General features: G+C 62.7%; 15 protein-coding genes. 3 read left to right on the top strand and 12 right to left on the bottom strand.

Translation table 11 applies throughout. The features are described from left to right. The first annotated feature begins 501 nt into the window (after positions 1 to 501). Both J2R78_RS23095 and J2R78_RS23090 read left to right on the top strand, forming a co-directional pair. On the top strand, positions 502 to 1,650 hold the full coding sequence (locus J2R78_RS23095; RefSeq protein ID WP_309145012.1) for a polysaccharide biosynthesis/export family protein: 1,149 nt from the start codon (positions 502 to 504) through the stop codon (positions 1,648 to 1,650). Continuing rightward, positions 1,647 to 2,924 carry an acyltransferase gene (locus J2R78_RS23090; RefSeq protein ID WP_253606959.1) on the top strand — a complete coding sequence of 426 codons (1,278 nt, stop codon included), beginning with the start codon at positions 1,647 to 1,649 and terminating at the stop codon, positions 2,922 to 2,924. The genes J2R78_RS23095 and J2R78_RS23090 overlap by 4 nt, the downstream gene beginning before the upstream one ends. On the opposite strand, the gene J2R78_RS23085 is transcribed toward J2R78_RS23090, so the two are convergent. Further along, positions 2,860 to 4,155 carry a glycosyltransferase family 4 protein gene (locus tag J2R78_RS23085; RefSeq protein ID WP_253606958.1) on the bottom strand — a complete coding sequence of 432 codons (1,296 nt, stop codon included), beginning with the start codon at positions 4,153 to 4,155 and terminating at the stop codon, positions 2,860 to 2,862. The genes J2R78_RS23090 and J2R78_RS23085 overlap by 65 nt on opposite strands. A 270-nt stretch (positions 4,156 to 4,425) precedes the next feature. On the opposite strand from J2R78_RS23085, the gene asnB reads away from it, so the two are divergent. Then, positions 4,426 to 6,366: an asparagine synthase (glutamine-hydrolyzing) gene (gene asnB / locus J2R78_RS23080; protein ID WP_253606957.1), complete on the top strand. Its 1,941-nt coding sequence runs from the start codon at positions 4,426 to 4,428 to the stop codon at positions 6,364 to 6,366. Positions 6,367 to 6,379: 13 nt separating this feature from the next. Here the strand turns inward: asnB and J2R78_RS23075 are convergent, their stop codons facing one another. From J2R78_RS23075 to J2R78_RS23025, 11 genes are all read right to left on the bottom strand, one after another. Continuing rightward, the gene (locus tag J2R78_RS23075) at positions 6,380 to 6,658 is read right to left on the bottom strand and encodes a hypothetical protein (RefSeq protein ID WP_253606956.1); all 279 of its coding nucleotides are present in this window, start codon (positions 6,656 to 6,658) and stop codon (positions 6,380 to 6,382) included. Next, on the bottom strand, positions 6,655 to 6,873 hold the full coding sequence (locus J2R78_RS23070; protein WP_253606955.1) for a hypothetical protein: 219 nt from the start codon (positions 6,871 to 6,873) through the stop codon (positions 6,655 to 6,657). The genes J2R78_RS23075 and J2R78_RS23070 overlap by 4 nt, the downstream gene beginning before the upstream one ends. Positions 6,874 to 7,295: 422 nt before the next feature. Continuing rightward, positions 7,296 to 8,492 carry an NADH:flavin oxidoreductase/NADH oxidase gene (locus tag J2R78_RS23065; RefSeq protein ID WP_253606954.1) on the bottom strand — a complete coding sequence of 399 codons (1,197 nt, stop codon included), beginning with the start codon at positions 8,490 to 8,492 and terminating at the stop codon, positions 7,296 to 7,298. Positions 8,493 to 8,547: 55 nt separating this feature from the next. Further along, entirely contained in the window at positions 8,548 to 9,591 is a 1,044-nt protein-coding gene (locus J2R78_RS23060; protein ID WP_253606953.1) for a LacI family DNA-binding transcriptional regulator, read from the bottom strand. 184 nt (positions 9,592 to 9,775) lie between these two features. Then, positions 9,776 to 10,663, bottom strand: coding sequence for an MBL fold metallo-hydrolase (locus J2R78_RS23055; RefSeq protein ID WP_225158766.1), 888 nt, complete (start codon positions 10,661 to 10,663; stop codon positions 9,776 to 9,778). After that, positions 10,660 to 11,472: an aspartate/glutamate racemase family protein gene (locus J2R78_RS23050; RefSeq protein ID WP_225158767.1), complete on the bottom strand. Its 813-nt coding sequence runs from the start codon at positions 11,470 to 11,472 to the stop codon at positions 10,660 to 10,662. Before J2R78_RS23050 ends, J2R78_RS23055 begins: the two co-directional genes overlap by 4 nt. Before the next feature lie 8 nt (positions 11,473 to 11,480). Further along, positions 11,481 to 12,854 (bottom strand): MmgE/PrpD family protein, encoded by a 1,374-nt coding sequence (locus J2R78_RS23045; RefSeq protein ID WP_253606952.1) that lies wholly within the window; start codon positions 12,852 to 12,854, stop codon positions 11,481 to 11,483. 11 nt (positions 12,855 to 12,865) lie between these two features. After that, positions 12,866 to 14,068 carry an acyl-CoA dehydrogenase family protein gene (locus J2R78_RS23040; RefSeq protein ID WP_375167053.1) on the bottom strand — a complete coding sequence of 401 codons (1,203 nt, stop codon included), beginning with the start codon at positions 14,066 to 14,068 and terminating at the stop codon, positions 12,866 to 12,868. Positions 14,069 to 14,079: 11 nt separating this feature from the next. Further along, entirely contained in the window at positions 14,080 to 15,015 is a 936-nt protein-coding gene (locus tag J2R78_RS23035) for a hydroxymethylglutaryl-CoA lyase (RefSeq protein ID WP_253606951.1), read from the bottom strand. Between the two features lie 13 nt (positions 15,016 to 15,028). Then, positions 15,029 to 15,823 (bottom strand): enoyl-CoA hydratase/isomerase family protein, encoded by a 795-nt coding sequence (locus tag J2R78_RS23030; RefSeq protein ID WP_253606950.1) that lies wholly within the window; start codon positions 15,821 to 15,823, stop codon positions 15,029 to 15,031. Continuing rightward, the gene (locus tag J2R78_RS23025) at positions 15,813 to 16,976 is read right to left on the bottom strand and encodes a CaiB/BaiF CoA-transferase family protein (RefSeq protein WP_253606949.1); all 1,164 of its coding nucleotides are present in this window, start codon (positions 16,974 to 16,976) and stop codon (positions 15,813 to 15,815) included. Before J2R78_RS23025 ends, J2R78_RS23030 begins: the two co-directional genes overlap by 11 nt. Positions 16,977 to 17,047: the final 71 nt, after the last annotated feature.

Genomic DNA, 17,047 nt, shown 5'->3' with positions numbered 1-17,047 from the left:
TCTCAATGGCACTGGCGCCAACACGTACTCAGACACGGCTGCGAACACCAACGATAAGTCAATCTTTCCTGAATTTTTATAGTGAACGCTTCGTTAACGCTTGTCCCCTAGCGTGGCGCACAGGGCGGGCTGTTTCGCTTGGTCGATTGATATTCCGGGAAATTGTGGATGCCGCGTAAGTACATGTTTACTCGCGCAAATTTCTTCCGAGCCTCTGTCCGGCAGTACGGCAGTCGATGCCGGACGGCGACGACCGCAAGCGGCGCGCAAACAAGCGCGAAGAGGAGACCGGCGTTTACCAAGACTGCGTTCGTTAATCTTCGTTAACCAGGGTCCAATGTCGTGCCGAGAAGTGCAGGCAAGAGTAGTCAACGAACGCCGCGCCTGACCACTCGTGAAGTGGCGCCGGCGCATTCGGCTGGCAATTCCTCGCGTCTCAGTGGCCGCCTGTTGGGCGCCCTGGCCATCACAGCGACAATCGCGCTCGCTGGCTGCTCGACCATGCCGACCTCGGGACCGGCGAGCTCCTATGTCCGCGCGGGGCAGACCGACCCTGAAAGCGTGCACTATGCTTTGGTGCGCCTGACGGCTGACACCGAGAGGGTCCTGGTGCGCAACTCCAGGCGGATCGACCGCGTTTTCACGGATCGCCGCGGCCCGCCCGAGATTCGCTTTGGCATCGGCGACACGGTCAGCGTGACGCTGTTTGAATCGATGGCCGGTGGCCTGTTTACTCCGACCGAAGCCGGCACGCGTCAGGGAAACTATGTCACGTTGCCCAATCAGGCCGTGAATTACAAAGGCAACATCACAGTTCCGTATGGTGGCTCGATCCGCGCTGCGGGCCGGACGCCGGAGGAAGTCCAGAATGCGATCGTGAAGTCCCTGCAGGACCGTGCGATCGAACCACAGGCAGTGGTTGCGCTGGTGGATCAGAAGGCAACGTCGATCAGCGTATTGGGCGAGGTCGGAACGCCTGCACGCTTGCCTGCAAGCGCCAGCGGCGAGCGGCTGCTCGACATCATCACACGCGCGGGCGGCCCCAAGAATCCCGGCTTCGATACCTGGGTGACCCTCGAACGCGACGGCCGGCAGGGTACCGCACCGTTCGGATCGCTGCTCAGCCAACCGGCAAACAACATCTTCGTTCGCCCCCAAGATACGGTCTACGTATTCACGCAGCCGCAAACCTTCCTCGCGATGGGCGCTTCCGGGCAACAGGGGCAGTTCTCGTTTGGAGCCTGGCGCCTGACACTGGCCGAGGCCATGGCGAAGGCGGGCGGCCTCAAGGATGATCACGCCGACCCTGGATCCGTGTTTATCTACCGAGGAGAGCCACGCGAAGTTGCCAAGCAGCTCGGCGTCGACTGCACTCGCTATAGCGGACCCCTTGTCCCCGTTATCTATATTCTCGATTTGAGAGATCCCGGCGGCTACTTCATCGCGACAGAATTCGAGATGCGGAATAAAGATGTCATCTTCGCGTCCAACGCAAATTCTGTCGAAGCGACAAAGTTCATGACTTACCTTCGGATGATCGTCGGCACAGTGAGCGATCCAATCGTCGCCGGGATCGATGCCTACACGCTGAAGGGACTCGCCAACGGCAGCATCTCTGGCGCGACAACCATCGTTACGTCGTCCCGATGACGACAATTGGCCTGGCGGAATCGGCTCGCGCGGCAGGTATGCTGCCGGCAACCGAATCCGCCGAGGCAACAGTCCGCGACCGGTGGCCACGCCTTCACGGACACATTCCTGCGCTCGACGGCGTGCGGGGACTTGCCATCGTCATGGTGATGCTACTGCACTTCGTCGGCAATACGTTGCCGACCAACGCTGTCGAGAAGATCGTCGTCGGAATCACCAACTACGGCTCCTATGGCGTCGAGTTGTTCTTCGTCCTGTCCGGCTTTCTCATCACCGGAATCCTCTATGATTCACGGGAGGACCCGAACTTCTTCCGCAATTTCTATATACGGCGAGTGCTGCGCATTTTTCCGCTCTACTATGGCGTACTCGCACTTGTCTTCTTCGTCGCTCCGCTTGTGAGCCCGCTGCGTGGTCCGACCCTCGACTATCTGATAGATCGTCAGGCCTGGGCCTGGCTGTACGGAGTCAACGTCTACATCGCATGGAACGGTGACTGGTCATTCTCATATCTGGAGCATCTCTGGTCGCTTTGCATCGAAGAACATTTCTATTTCTTCTGGCCGCTCGTCGTATATCTGGTCGCGAAGCAACCGAGAAAGTTGATTGCGGTCAGCCTCGGCCTATCGGTCGCTGCGATGCTCGCTCGCCTGGGCGGCTCCTTGGCCGGACTTAGCTGGTGGACAACCTACGTGTTGACACCGTTTCGCCTGGACGGTCTGGCCCTTGGCGCCTTTCTCGCCGTGGTCGTCCGACAACCGGGCGGACTTCAGCGACTTGTGGGCGCCCTTCCGTACGCTGCGACCACTGCATTTGCCTTGCTGTCCCTGACTTTCATCTGGACGCGCCTGGTGACCGACCAAGGCAACGCTTTCGTCCTTCCGGTTCGGTCTTCCATCATCACCGTGCTGTTGGCTTGTCTCCTCATCTGGGTGCTTGTTGCGCGAAAGCATTCCTTGGTATCGCGCCTCTTCTGCAGCCGACCCTTGATGCTTCTCGGGACCTATAGCTACGGCCTGTACGTCTACCATCACTTCATATCGTACTACCTTGTGACTCATCGAACCGAACTGACACTCGGCGAATGGCTTGGCTCTCACAGCGCAGCCGTGGCAATACAGGCGACAGCGGGCGCGCTCGTCTCGCTGCTAATCGCTTATCTGAGCTATGAGTTCGTCGAAAAGCGTTTCCTGGAACTGAAGCGGTTCTTCAGCGCTCGACGCCCCGTTGCTGCTGGCGACGCATTGGCGCCTTCTCATCCGTACCGCAACTGATGGCGAGTCTCGTTCGGTAGAAGCTCTCGAGAGCGCGAGCTGCTGAACTCCAGGCATACTTGCTTTCAGCCAATTGCCTTGCGGAACGTCCGAGATCCGCAGCACGATCGGCATCGCCCAGCAAGCCGCTGACACGGGCGGCAAAGCTCTCGACATCGTCCGCGATCATGATGTCACGATCCGGCACGGCCTCGATCCCCTCGGCGCCCAGGGTTGTCGAGACGATTGCCTTGCCCATCGCCATAGCCTCGACAATCTTGAGCCGTGTCCCGCCTCCCAATCGCAGAGGGACGACGACGACCGCCGCCTCGGCAAGATGCGGTCTCAAATCCGGCACGAAGCCGGTGAACTCGATTCGGGGACCTGCCAGCGCCAACAGGGCGGAGGGCGGCGAACCGCCAATGATCTTGCAACGCGCATCTGGATGGCTGGCCGCGATGCGCGGCCATATATCATTGATGAAGTGGATGACACCGTCGACATTCGGTGCATATGACAAAAGACCAAAGAACACGACAGTGCGCCCGTCGGGCTTCGGATCGTCGGCACGCGGGCGATAGAACTCGATGTCCGCGGCATTGGGAATGACAGTAGTCCTGGCTTCCGGCACTTCTTCAAGCAGCCGTCGTTCGTCAGTCGCGCTGCATAGATAGACGCCGTCTGCGTCACGATAGGTCCCAAGCTCCTCCTTCCGAAGCTTGCGCCAATTGACTTCGGAATAAAGGCGACGAAACAGGCTGTCGCCGCTTTGGGCGTACTGGCGGGCAAGGTCATAGTCGATGTTGTGAGAATCCACGACCAATACCGGAAGCTTCTCTCCTGCCGGCGCCTTGCGCAACTCGTAGTGACCAAGGAACGTGAACTCGAGATTAACCACGTCGAAGCGCGTGGACCCAAGCAAGTCGTCCAGCGTCTGCCGCACTACGTCTGCCGTGATTCGCAAACGCTCGAAGCTGAGGGGCGACACCAGGGAGCGCAGTTGAAGCAAGCGCTTCGGCATCCCATCGCGACCGAACGGGTTACGCACGAGCACCACCTTGCGGCAATAGGCCTGCATGGCAGTTCGGCATTCGTCGATGTCGTGCTCGTCATCCACGAGCATGACTGCCGTCAGGTCATGGCGCTGAGCCAATTCCGTCATCAAACCGTGCATGCGTGCCTGCGCGCCGATCCGCGGCGGGCTCGCAGGCATCTGTGACACGAAGAGAATATTTAGGCGGTCTGAGTGCATCGATCCAAACCTGCCTGCCGACATCGACAGGTACTGAGATGCTCGCTAAGCCCACATTTCACACAGCTCGGCTTACTCAATGCTTAAGCCTGAGCCTTGCGTTAATAGTTGCCTCGTTCCTCTTAACGAAACAATGATAGAAAGGCGCCGTATCCATTTATCCGCTTGGATTTTCGACGTAGAAGCATTGCCGAAGCAGTCTTGGTAGGTTCTCCGCAACGTTACCTCGTGCGGTCCAGCTCAAGCTCAAGCCCCGGAGGCGACGATTGAATGTGCGGTATCTCGGGTATCATCGGCCGGCTTGACGAAAACAACCGGGCCGCGCTCGCTCGGATGAGCAAGGCCATGATCCATCGCGGGCCGGACGGCCATGGCTCGTGGGCTTCGACGCCGGATGCCCGCGGCTGGGGTGTCATGCTCGATCACCGCCGCCTCTCGATCCTCGATCTGTCGTCCGCCGGCGCCCAACCGATGGTGGACGATACAACCGGGCACGTGATTTCGTTCAACGGCGAAATCTACAACTATGTCGCCCTGCGCAAACGCCTCGAGAGCGAAGGGCAGTCTTTTCGGTCCAGCGGCGACACCGCCGTCATGCTGCGGGCACTCGGCCTGCATGGCCTGGAGGCAGTTGGATGGCTGCGCGGCATGTTCGCATTCGCAAGCTGGGATCCGCAACAGCGACGACTTCTGCTTGCACGCGACCAGCTCGGCATCAAGCCGCTGTATATCGCGCAGTCCAGCAATCCGAACACGACGTGGTCGCTGATATTTGCATCCGAATTGCGTGCATTGCTGGCCTCAGGCTTGCTCGGAACGCCGCGTCTTGATCCGCAGGCGGTTGCGAGCAACGTATGGAACGGGTTTGTTGTCGGCCCCTGCACCGCCGTTCAGGGCGTTGAACTTCTTGCGCCGGGTCACTACGCCGAGTTTGACGGGACAGGCCGTAGAATAAGCGAGCGCGATTTCTGGCGCATTCCCGGAGAGTCGCCAAAACCGACAATGGACGAAGCGACGCTTGCCTCGATCCTCGACGCAGGGATGAGGCTTCACCTCGCCAGCGATGTGCCGCTCGCCGTTTTCCTGTCGGGCGGCATCGATTCCTCCGCGATGGCAAATCTCGCGCAACGGACCGCTGACGCCCCGGTTCATACTTTCACGCTCGCGTTCGAGGACCAGCAGTTCAACGAAGCGCCGTTCGCAAGGCAGACCGCTGCGGCAATCGGCACTCAGCATCATGAGGTGGTGTTGTCCGAGCAGCGGTTCGTCGACAGTCTGGACGACGCCCTCGATAGTCTCGACCAGCCAACCTTCGATGGACTGAACGCCTATTTCATCTCCCGGGCTATTCGCGAAGCAGGCTTTACCGTCGCGCTGTCAGGAACCGGGGGTGACGAGCTGTTCGGCGGGTATCCGACGTACCGCGATCTTCCGATCTTGCAGCAGTGGTGTCATCGGGGCCGCGCATTTCCCAGAAAATGGCAAGCCAGGGCTGCAGCTTTGTTGACTTGGCCCCTGCGACGATCCTCGCATCCCGTGCCGCCTCAAACGCGCTGGGCGAAGCTTCCGGATATGGTCGATCGTAGCGAGGATCTGCTGGCGTTATACCAGATGGCCTACGCGCTCTTCCTGCCTGGATTTCAGGGTGAATTGCTTGCACCGGATTTCGCGGGCGCGCTCATGGAAGGCCTTCCCGACGCGATGCGCCGGCGGCTGACGGCCGAAACGGCCGGCCGTACCCCTGTTTCCGCTATTAGCGTGATGGAACAACGTCTCTTTTTGGGTGAACGCCTCCTGCGCGACAATGATGCAGCAAGCATGGCCAGCTCGCTCGAGCAGCGCGTTCCGCTGGTCGACCACGTATTGTTTGAAAGCGTCGACGCCCTGTCGGACGAAGCGCGATATCAGCCCTTGGGGCGCAAAGAAATGCTTCGGCGGATCGGATTGCGCGGTCTCGATCCTGCGCTCTTCGAGCGCCCAAAGACCGGCTTCGTCATGCCCTTTGACCGGTGGATTCGCCGCGGATTGAAGGACGCCATGGATCGAACCATGCGCGATCCGCAGGCGATCGCACCCACCGGCCTGAATCCCGACGCGGTTGAGCGACTATGGCGAGCCTTTCTCGACGGAGCGCCCGGCATGTACTGGTCGCGGGTCTGGTCCATCTACACGTTTGTCCGTTGGTGCCATCGCAACGGCGTTTACGCATGAACAGCGGGTGCCTTCACCGGCTTTCTCGCCGCTCACTCTGACCATTCGTCCAATCGATAACGTCGAACTCGAGCCCTCGCTTCAACATCTCCGCCTCAAGATCGCGGGCATGCCGCTTCCATTCGGCCGTTGACCGGACTCGGAATTTGGGATCTTTGCCGCTTGCCTCGAATTCATCGTCGGCCTCGAGCGCGCCGCGGATAGCTTCGTATATCATCCTCAGACTGGGATCGGTGATGGCACTGCAGGCCATTGGTTTCAGTGTCTCGATCTCGTCGAAGTTTTTGCTCATGACAATGATCGATCCTCATCTACGCGCGCTAGCGCGCCTTCGATGACCTCGATCTCCTCGCGGAGGATATCGCTCACGATCGACGGCTTGAACCCTGGGATGGTGTGCATCTGAACATCATCCAGCAATTGCTGACGATGGTGCCTCAGCTTTTCCAGGGCTTGGCGATCCTTCAACGAAACGTAGCCGGCAACAATCTGCTCGATGGCTTTCATCGGAAATGCGCTCTACAATAAGAATAACGTACTGCAATCTCTCGATTAAAATGGCCAAATCGCTTCCTGACAAGACCCCCACCTTTGTGCTCGTGCGGCAGCGTTAACGCTCAGTCCGTAAAAACCCGGATCTTCCACGAAATGATTCCGCCGCTTGTCGGAATCCGGCTGAAAGCGAAGAAGCCGGTTCGATTGTCCTTGTCGAGTTACTTCCACGCAACACGATGGGGAGGGTGCAGAAGAACCTGTCGTGCGACCGCTTCGCCGATATCTACTCGGCGCAGGTTCAGCAGCGAACCTGAAACGCGCTGCTGGACCCGCGCTGCGATACCCGTCGCGCGGCACCGCGGATCCTCAAAGATAGCAGCGATGCCGTGGACGGCGTTCCGTTCACCGGCTGCGAGCGATGTGTGTGACGCCGGTCAGGAGTGACGCGTAACGACGCCCGTCGGCGTGGCAAAGCCGTGGAGAGTCTTGATCCGCTTCTCGAGCCACCAGCCGAACTCGGGCGACCAATCTTCGAAACGGCTGTTGATGCCGAGATCGTGCGCCCAGTGGTGGGCGATGTTGGGATTGAACTGCGATTGCCGCCCGACGGCAATGAGGTCGGCTTGGCCTTTCTGAAGGATGGCCTCGGCCTGCTGCGCCTCGAGAATGATGCCGACGGCCATGGTGGTGACATCCGCCTCCTTGCGCACGCGCTCGGCGAAAGGAACCTGGAAGCCGAGGCTGCGCGGCACTTGCGCTGCCGTAGCCGCGCCGGAGATTCCGCCGGAGGAACAGTCGACGACGTCGACGCCGCGCGCCTTCAGCTCGCGCGCGAAGGCGACCGTATCATCCATGTTCCAGCCCTCGACGGTGCCGTCGACGGACGAGACGCGCACGAACAGCGGCATGTCAACCGGCATTTCGCGGCGCACCGCCTCGACGATCTCGAGCGGCAGACGCATGCGCCCGGCGCGGTCGCCGCCATACTCGTCATTGCGTGTGTTGGAGACCGGCGACAGGAACGAGGCCAGCAGATAGCCGTGCGCGGTGTGAATCTCGATGGTGTCGAACCCAGCGGCAACCGCCCGCCTTGCAGCGGCTGCCCAGGTGCCGACCATGGCCTTGCACTCGGCGGTGGTCAATTGCCGTGGCGCCAGCCAGCCCTTGGCGACCGGCTCGGCGGTCGGGCCCACCGGCTGCCAGATCCTGGCGCCGGCTTTCAGATTCTCCTCGGTCAGCGGCCCCATGCCTTGCATGGCGGACTGTGCCGACGACTTGCGGCCGCCATGGCCGATCTGAATGCCGATCGCCGTCCCCTGACGCTTCATGAAGGCGACCAGCGGCTTGAAGCTCTCGGCCTGCTCGTCATTCCAGATGCCGAGGTCGTTTTCGTTGGTGAGTCCGACTTCCTCCACCGCCGTCACTTCGACGAAGACGAGCCCGAAGCCGCCCAGCGCATAGCGACCAAGATGCACGAGATGAAACGCTCCGCAGGTATTTCCCGGTTCGCAGCTGTAATGGACCATCGGTGGCACGACGAGGCGGTTCTTCAGCGTAAGGCCTCGAATCGTGAGTGGCTGGAACAGCATCGGCCGCTCGTCATCCTTGCCGTTGATCATCTCACCACTCATGGAACTGTCTCCTTGCATGCTATGGCCGTCCGGTCGTGCCATGGACGGCAAGTCTTCAGGTACGTCTTGGGGGCCCCAGCGACGCGCGCGGAATGAACTCGTTGGGCACGAGCACGCGCCTCGGCTCGTGCGGACCGTCGTTTCGGATGCGATCGAGCAGCATGCCGGCCGCAATCCGGCCGACCTCCGCCTGATCCCAGCCGATGATGGCGACTGCCGGCGAGACGAGCTCGGCGAGCTCGGAATGGCCTGACGCGATCAGCGACACGTCCTCCGGTATCCGCAGGCCTCGCCCGCGCACCGCGCGCAGCACGCCCGACAACATGTCGATGCCGCCGGAAATGATCGCGGTCGGAGGGTTGCGCTGGCCGAGCAATGCCGAGGTGATACGAAATCCCGCGCCGGGCAGGAAGCTCCCGGCGTGAATGAGCGAAGGATCAGGCTCGAGATTTCGCGCGGCAAAAGCCTCCTGATAGCCGCGAACGCGTTCGCGCGCCGGATAGAGCCCGGCGTCGCCGGTGATCAGCGCCACGCGCCGGTGACCGAGATCCAGCAGATGACTGACCGCGACACGCATCCCTTCGGCGTGATCGGCCATAACGGCATCAGTCCAATCCGGCTGATCACGATCGATCAGCACGATCGGAATATCGAGATCGCGCAGGAAGGCCTCGAACTCACCGGCGACCGGCGTGTATGGCCCCATCATTACGCCGTCGGCCTGCCGCCGCGACAGCCGGCTGAGCAGCTCTCGCTCACGCTCCTTGCGGCCTTCCGAGTTGGAGATGAGCAGCGAGAAGCCGACCTCGTCCAGCACGTCGTGCGCGGCTTTGACGAAGCCAGCGAGTTGCGGAATGTTGATCTCACGCAAGATGCAGCCGATCGTGTGGGTCGACCGGATGCGCATGCTCTGCGCCACCGCATTCGGCGTATAGCCCAGATCATCGATTGCGCGCTGGACCTTCCGGCGGATGTCGGGATGGACGGTGGCATTGGCATTGAGCACCCGCGACACCGTGCCGGTCGATACGCCCGCTGCGGTCGCCACGTCGCGGATCGTCAATTTGCTTCCGCGACCTGCCGTTTGCTGTTCTGCCATCACCATCACCGGGGCTGAGACCTCAATCCCCTGCACAATACGCGGAAGCCAATTCGGCCGCAGGTGCTATCCGCCGGCCGAAGGCAAATGATTTGTGCATTTCTCCAACGTGATCCAAACGGCCTGGCCTCCCGTCCTTGTTCCGGAAACGATCAGATGGCGTCGGCTTCGACGATACTGCGGCTCATACTTCGAACGCCCACTGCTCCGCCACCAGGCTGTATCGCCCTGCCTCGCGCCGCATATGTCCGAACCCGGGGAAATGCAGATGCATGCCGCCGACCAGCATGTCGTCTGTGACCACCATGTCGAACATCATCTGACGAGCGGCTGCGGCGGCCTCGGGGTCGGTGTCGAATTCCATCGTCACTTCCGGACGTGCAACCTGGATCTCCGGCACATGGACCGTGTCCCCCCAAACCACCATTGATTCGCCGCCGCGCGATACGACATAGGCGGCGTGGCCGGGGGTATGACCGTGGATCGGGATCGCCGTGACGCCCGGGAGCACCTCGCCCTTCCGGAAAGTCTTGACGCGATCGGCAGCCATATAGGGCTTCAGCTGGGTGCGGCCGGCCTCGAAATAGCGGCGCCGGGGCCGCTCGGCCGCCTTGGCCATCGCCTCGTCGTTGAACCAGTGATTGATCTCGTTCTCATGGACGATGACTTCCGCGTTGGGAAACAGCCGCGTTCCGGTTGCGGCATCTGTCAGCCCGTTGGAATGGTCGGGATGGACGTGAGTCAGCAGCACCGCGTCGACCGAGGCCGGATCGATGCCGGCGGCAGCGAGATTTGCCGGCAGACGGCCGCAGGTCGGCCCCATCAGATCCGCCGATCCGCAGTCGATCAGGTAGGTCCGGTTGTCCATGCGCACGGCAAAGGCGTTGACCGAGATGCGCGGCGGCGAGGTGCGATGATCGCGCGCCAGGATGGCCTTGGTTTCCTCCTCGGGGATATTGCGAAAGATCGTGTATCCCATGTCGACGTAACCGTCGCTGAGGCCGGTGACCAGCGCGTCGCCAAGCCTGCGGTGATAGACTCCTGCGACTTGCGTTGAGGGTGAAGTGCTCATTGTGCGTCCCCTTGCCAAAATCTTGCAACGATCGCTGGATCGTCGCGCCTGTGGTGCCAGCTCCGGCCCACGCCAAGTTGTGCCTTCGACCAGAGCCTGATCTGCATCAGCGCGTAGGCCCAGGTGACGGCAAACACGTCCATCACGGGAGCACCGGCGATGCGGTGGACGCCGTGACGAACCAGGAGTTCCGCCAGCACACCTTCCGCCGGAATGATGACGTCAGCGCCGCGCGCCACCAGGCGCTCGGCCGCGGCGGTGAAATTTGCGATGACCGGAGCCGGATCGACGTAAGCGCGCGCCAGTTGCGGCTCGTCGAGCGGCGGATCCATCGCCGCAACCTCCAGCACACGGGCGGCGAGCTTGTGCTTATCGACCGCAACCTTCGTCATCCACTGCACCGCCGGCGCATTGGAGATCAACGCCACATAGCTGCCGAGCGAGCAGCCGACCAGAAGACCACTCTCGGTCAGCGAGGCGACGGGAATATCCACCGCGGAGCGGATCTCGCGCAGAAACGGCTCGCTGAACGAACCGATCACGAAGGCATCATAACCCTGCCGCTCGGCGGTGATCGCATTGTCGATCACCCGGCTGAGAATGCGGTGATAGGCGAATGCATTGCCGAGCACCGCAGTGGCCGAAGCGCCGGCGTATGATCCGGACGGAAGCCCGTGGACGACGACCTCGGCGTCGTCGCCAAGGATTTCCGCCGCATGGGCCTCGAGCGCGCGCTTGTAGACTTCGAGATGATCGAGCTCGTTGACCGACTGGTGCCAGATGCGCGGCGTCGATCCCTTCCCAGGCATTGCCGCGCTCATGCGTCGCCCCGGTCGTTGGTCAGGCGAAGCGAGCGGATCGACCCGAGGTCCTCGATATTCCAGAGCTGCTCGAACAGCGCTGCGGCCTGGCCTTGCTTGAACACCCGGGTCGCGCATTCCATGAACTTATCCTGCAGTTCATCGCGCGAGAGCGGGCGCTGCCAGCTGCCCTTGGCATGAACCACCGGCGCGTGCTCAAGCACTTCGCCCGACGTCAACACGACGCTGACGCGGTCGGCCGGCGCGAACGGCTGGTCGCCCGGCATGATCTCGTCCGTCGTCGTGCAGCGGACCTTGGCGAAGGTAGCGCCGACATCCGGCCGCGAGACGAACTCATCGGTGAGCTCGGACAGCCCGACGCGGCCGGCGATCAGCGCGGCGGTCATCGCGAATTCCATGCTGAACTTGGCCTCGAGACCGGTCTGCGGATTGGTGTTGCGCAACATCAGCCTTTGGGTGACGCCGGTGTGGACCCGAATTTCCTTCACGTCGTCGGGCTTGAGCTTGTGCGCATTCACCAGGCCAATCATCGCGTCGATCGAACGATGGGTCGCATAGCAGGTCGGATAGCGCTTCACATTGATGCCGAGATCGGCAAGCCGCCAGTTGCGGCCGATATCGATCGTGCCGTTTTCGATATCCGGCGTGCCCGATGGCGAATGGGCGCGCAGGAAGCCGGTTTGGTGTTCGAGCACATCCAGCGATGCGGTAAATCCCTGATCGGCGAGGCGCGCGGCAAGCACGCCGGATTGGGCGGTGCGGCCGGCATGCAGCGATTTGGTCATGGTGCCGAAATTGGCGACCAGTCCGGAGGCGAGCGAGGCGGCGATCGCGATGGCATGCGCGGTCTTCGTGGAGTCGAGATTGCGCAGCCGCGCACAGGCGGCCGCGGTGGCGAGCGCGCCCATCACGGCCGTCGGATGAAAGCCGCGCTCATGGAGGTGACCGGGCTCCAGCGCAATGACCTGCGCCCAGACTTCGTAGCCCGCGGCATAGGCGGCGAGCGCGTCGGCACCGCTGGAGTCGAGCGACCAGCCTTCGGCCAGGATGGCCGGCACCAGCACGGTGCTCGGATGTCCGGCGAGCGCCACGTCGTCATAGTCGAGCACGTGCGCTGCGACACCGTTGACGAGCGCAGCATCCGGCGCCGCGAGATTGCGGCCCGACGGAACCTCGGGTGCGCCGTCGTTCTGGGTGGACGCGGCCACCATCGCCGACACGATCCGCACCGGCTGCTCGGCGGCACCAGCGATCATGACGCCGACGCAGTCGATGATGCCGATCCGCGCCGCCTCGCGGCAGCGGCCGGACAGATCGGACAGCTTGAGGCCGGCTACAAAATTGGCCGTCTGACGCGTGATATCCAGCATGGGTCGTCTCCTCAGTAGGAACGCGGAAGACCGAGCACGTGCTGCGCCACATAGGCCAGCACCATGTTGGTCGAGATCGGGGCTGTCTGGTAAAGACGGACCTCACGCCATTTGCGCTCGACGTCGTATTCCTGCGCAAAGGCGAAGCCGCCATGGGTCTGGAATGTCGTATCGGCCGCTTTCCAGGTGGCCTCCGACGCCAGCAGCTTGGCGATGTTGGCGTCTGCTCCGCAGGGCTGCCCGGCCTGGAACAGCGCGGCGGCACGGCGGCACATCATGTCGGCGGCTTCGAGTTCGGCGTAGGCGCGCGCCAGTGGAAACTGGATGCCCTGATTCTGGCCGATCGATCGTCCGAAGACGCGCCGCTCATTGGCATAGGCGACGCCCTTGCCGAGAAGCCAGCGTCCGTCGCCCACACATTCGGAGGCAACCAGGATTCGTTCGGCGTTCATGCCGTCGAGGATGTAGCGAAAGCCCTTGCCTTCCTCCCCGATGAGATTGGCGACCGGCACTTTCAGGTTCTCGATGAACACCTCTGTCGTATTGTGATTGACCATCGCCTTGATCGGGCAGATTTCGACGCCGTTGCCCTTGGCCTCACGCAAGTCGACGAGGAACACCGAAAGTCCGTCGGTGCGCCGCTTCACCTGATCGACCGGACTGGTGCGCGCCAGCAGCAGCATCAGGTCGGAGTGCAGCGCCCGCGACGTCCAGACCTTCTGGCCGTTGACGACATAGACGTCCCCCTGACGCTCGGCGCGGGTCTTGAGCTGGGTGGTATCGGAGCCGGTATTGGGCTCGGTTACGCCAAAGGCCTGCAGCCGCAGCCGTCCCGCCGCGATTTCCGGCAGGTAGGTCCGCTTCTGGGTCTCGTTGCCGTGACGGAGCAACGTACCCATGATGTACATCTGGGCATGCGCGGGACTGGCGCTGCAGCCGTTCGCATTGATCTCTTCGAGGATCACTGCCGCCGCACGCAGCGGCAGGCCCGAACCGCCGTATTCCTCCGGGATCAGCGCGCCGAGGAATCCCGCCTCCGTCAACGCCGCGACGAATTCGGTCGGATAGGCGCTTTGATCGTCGAGCTTGCGCCAGTATTCGCCCGGAAAGCCCTTGCAGATCTGCCGCACCGTGTTGCGCAGGTCGGAGAAATCCTCGCCCAACGTGACGGTGACCTCCATGTCGGCGGTTTGGGCGGCGTCGTGATAGTTCATGTCATATCCTTTCAGGCGGCGGCGCTGGCCGACACGCGGAACGTTTTGGGCAGGCCGGCGCGGGCGATCGCGCCAGAGAACCGTTCGCCGGGCAGCCAGCTCTCGACCTCGCGTCGCAAGGCAACCAGCCGCTCGACATCGGCGCCGGTATCGAAACCAAGTTGCTCGAGCAGGAAGACGGTATCCTCGGTGTCGATGTTGCCGGTGGCGCCGGGTGCGAACGGACAGCCGCCGAGTCCGGCGAGGGATGCGTCGAAGGCGCGTACACCCGCATCCAGTGCCGCCGTCACATTGGCGAGACCGAGACCGCGCGTGTCGTGGAAGTGGCAGGCGACCGGCAGTGGACGCACCGCTGCGATCACCGCGCCCATCAGGCGGCGGACCTGACCTGGATCGCCATAGCCGACCGTATCGGCGACGATGATCTCGTCGGCGCCCATCCCGGCGAGCCGCACCGCGATCTCGACCACTCGTGCCTCCGATACCGCCCCCGAGATGGTGCAGCCGAACGCGGTCGCGATGCCCGCACCAAGTCCGATTCGTGCTCCGGCGCGCTTATCGCGCGCCGCGGCGATGCGCGCGAAATCCTGCAACGACTCCTCGGTGCTGCGGCGAACATTGGCCTGGTTGTGCTCCTCGCTCGCCGACAGCACATAGTTGACGATTGGCACACCGAGCGCGAAGGCGCGCTCGGCCCCCTTCAGATTCGGAACCAGAACCGACGGCCGCAAGCCCGGCATTGTCAGCGCGCCGCGGGCCACCTCCTCCGCGTCGGCAAATTGCGGGATCACCTTGGCCGGCACGAATGAGGTCACCTCGATCTCGCGGATTCCGGCCTCCACCGCGCCACGGCACCAGGCCAGCTTGCGCGCGCTCGGCAAGATGGTCTTGACCATCTGAATGCCGTCGCGGGGTCCGACCTCGCGAACATGAGCTTTCTCACGCATTTCGCGCCTCCTCCTACTTGCCTTGAAAGTTGGGTTTGCGGCGCTCGTTGAACGCCAGCACGCCCTCGCGCCGGTCCGCGGTCGGGACCAGACGGTTGTAGGCCTCGATCTCGAAGGCGAGGCCATCGGCGAGCGACATCTGCAAACCGCGATGGATCGCCTGCTTGGCCTGGCGCACCGAGATCGGGCCATTGGCAGCGATGCGATGGGCGATGGCGAAGGTCGCCTCCAGCAATTCCCCTGGCGGCAGCACCCGATTGACCAGCCCCCACTGCTCGGCCTCGGCAGCCGAGAACGGCTGGCCGGACAGGATCAATTCCTTGGCGCGGCGCTCGCCGACGGCGCGCGGCAGATTCTGCGTGCCGCCGCCACCTGGCATGATGCCGAGCGTCACTTCGGTCAGCGCGAAGCGTGCATTGGTCGAGGCGTAGACGAAGTCGAGCGCAGCCGCGATCTCACAGCCGCCGCCATAAGCCGCACCATTGATCGCGCCGATCACGGGAATTGGACAGCCCAGCAGAGCGCGCAGCATGCGCTCGAAGACCAGATGCTGTGCCTGCCAGGCCTCGTCCGTCATGCCGTTGCGCTGCTTCAGATCGCCCCCGGCGCAGAACGCCTTGTCGCCGTGTCCAGTCAGGATCACCGCGCGCAACCCTTCGATGTCGGTCGAGAAGCCCTCGAACAATTCCACCAGATCGAGGCCCATCTGGGTGTTCATCGCATTGGACGCTTCCGGCCGGTGCAACGTCACCAGCAGGATATCGCCATCACGCCGTTCGACCTTGATGGCCTGGAAATCAGTTCGCATTGATGGCTCCCTTGCTCGCAGGCTTTCGAAGAATGGCATTGTGCTGGCCGAGCGCCGGCGCAGCGGTGCGTGCGCGCGGTCGCGTACCGTCGAAGGCAAGCGGAACGCCGACAAGATCGATATCGTCGCCAGCACATCGCACCATCATGTCGAGGGCGCGGGTTTGCGGATGCTCCGCAACCTGATCGGTGGTCAGCAGCGGTGCATTGGGAACCCCGGCGCCGTCGAGAATGCCGCCAAGCGCATCGACCGTATACTTACGCACCGCGGCCGCGATTTGCCGGATCAGTCGTTCGCGGTTGACGACCCTTGCCGCGTTGGTCGCGAAGTCAGGATCATGCGCAAGCGCCTCGAGGCTCAACGCCACGCACAGCTTGCGGAACAGATTGTCGTTGCCGGCGGCAATCATCAGCCATCCGTCGGACGCCTCGAATGCCTGATAGGGCGCGATTTCCGCGGTGCCCGATCCATAGGGCTTGCGCACCTCACCTGACGCCGCATAGCCGGCCAGCGGAACGGTCATCCACGCGAGCCCGGTCTCGTAAAGCGAGGTCGCAACGCTGCGACCCTGACCGCCCTTGTTGCGCGCCACCAACGCAGCGAGCATGCCGATCACTGCCCACATGCCGGAGCCCATGTCGACCAGCGAGACGCCGACACGCACCGGCGGCCGGCCGCCCTCGCCGGTGACGCTCATGATGCCGGTGCTGGCCTGGGCGAGCGGATCGTAGCCGGGCTTGCTGGCGAGCGGCCCCTTGGCGCCGAACGCGCCGATGTCGCACCAGATCAGCGATGGCTTCGCGGCGCTGAGCGCATCCGCGGTGAGACCAAACTTGTCCAGAATGCCAGGCCGCAGATTCTGGATGACGGCATCGGCCTCGTTCAGGATCAGCGACTTCAGCCTCTCGCAATCCTCCGCTGCGCCGAAATCGACGGTGATGCCTTCCTTGCCGCGATTGAGACTATGGAACACACTTGCCGTTCCATTCCAGAACGGCGGCCCCCAGCCACGCGCATAATCGCCGCTCTTGGGATTCTCGACCTTGATCACACGCGCGCCGAGATCGGCCAGAATCAGTCCGGCATAGGGGGCGGCCACGCTGTGTCCGAGTTCAACCACGGTGATACCAGCGAGCGGCTTGTCAACGTCCATCAAATCCTCCCGGCTGCCGCAAGGGCCGCCGCCGTTCCTGTTGCCATCAATCGATTCATCATGTCGAGCGG

The organism is Bradyrhizobium sp. USDA 4538, from assembly GCF_024171045.1.
Taxonomy (GTDB): Bacteria; Pseudomonadota; Alphaproteobacteria; order Rhizobiales; family Xanthobacteraceae; genus Bradyrhizobium; species Bradyrhizobium australafricanum.
Note: the sequence above shows the minus strand (reverse complement) of the source record. Positions and strands in the feature narration are given on the sequence as shown.

Coding starts and splice junctions, on each gene's coding strand:
- J2R78_RS23030 (WP_253606950.1), bottom strand. CDS start 15,823: ATGCGAACTGATTTCCAGGCCATCAAGGTCGAACGGCGTGATGGCGAT.
- J2R78_RS23060 (WP_253606953.1), bottom strand. CDS start 9,591: ATGGCAGAACAGCAAACGGCAGGTCGCGGAAGCAAATTGACGATCCGC.
- J2R78_RS23085 (WP_253606958.1), bottom strand. CDS start 4,155: ATGCACTCAGACCGCCTAAATATTCTCTTCGTGTCACAGATGCCTGCG.
- asnB (WP_253606957.1), top strand. CDS start 4,426: ATGTGCGGTATCTCGGGTATCATCGGCCGGCTTGACGAAAACAACCGG.
- J2R78_RS23075 (WP_253606956.1), bottom strand. CDS start 6,658: ATGAGCAAAAACTTCGACGAGATCGAGACACTGAAACCAATGGCCTGC.
- J2R78_RS23090 (WP_253606959.1), top strand. CDS start 1,647: ATGACGACAATTGGCCTGGCGGAATCGGCTCGCGCGGCAGGTATGCTG.
- J2R78_RS23040 (WP_375167053.1), bottom strand. CDS start 14,068: ATGAACTATCACGACGCCGCCCAAACCGCCGACATGGAGGTCACCGTC.
- J2R78_RS23035 (WP_253606951.1), bottom strand. CDS start 15,015: ATGCGTGAGAAAGCTCATGTTCGCGAGGTCGGACCCCGCGACGGCATT.
- J2R78_RS23065 (WP_253606954.1), bottom strand. CDS start 8,492: ATGAGTGGTGAGATGATCAACGGCAAGGATGACGAGCGGCCGATGCTG.
- J2R78_RS23050 (WP_225158767.1), bottom strand. CDS start 11,472: ATGCCTGGGAAGGGATCGACGCCGCGCATCTGGCACCAGTCGGTCAAC.
- J2R78_RS23095 (WP_309145012.1), top strand. CDS start 502: ATGCCGACCTCGGGACCGGCGAGCTCCTATGTCCGCGCGGGGCAGACC.
- J2R78_RS23070 (WP_253606955.1), bottom strand. CDS start 6,873: ATGAAAGCCATCGAGCAGATTGTTGCCGGCTACGTTTCGTTGAAGGAT.
- J2R78_RS23045 (WP_253606952.1), bottom strand. CDS start 12,854: ATGCTGGATATCACGCGTCAGACGGCCAATTTTGTAGCCGGCCTCAAG.
- J2R78_RS23055 (WP_225158766.1), bottom strand. CDS start 10,663: ATGAGCACTTCACCCTCAACGCAAGTCGCAGGAGTCTATCACCGCAGG.
- J2R78_RS23025 (WP_253606949.1), bottom strand. CDS start 16,976: ATGGACGTTGACAAGCCGCTCGCTGGTATCACCGTGGTTGAACTCGGA.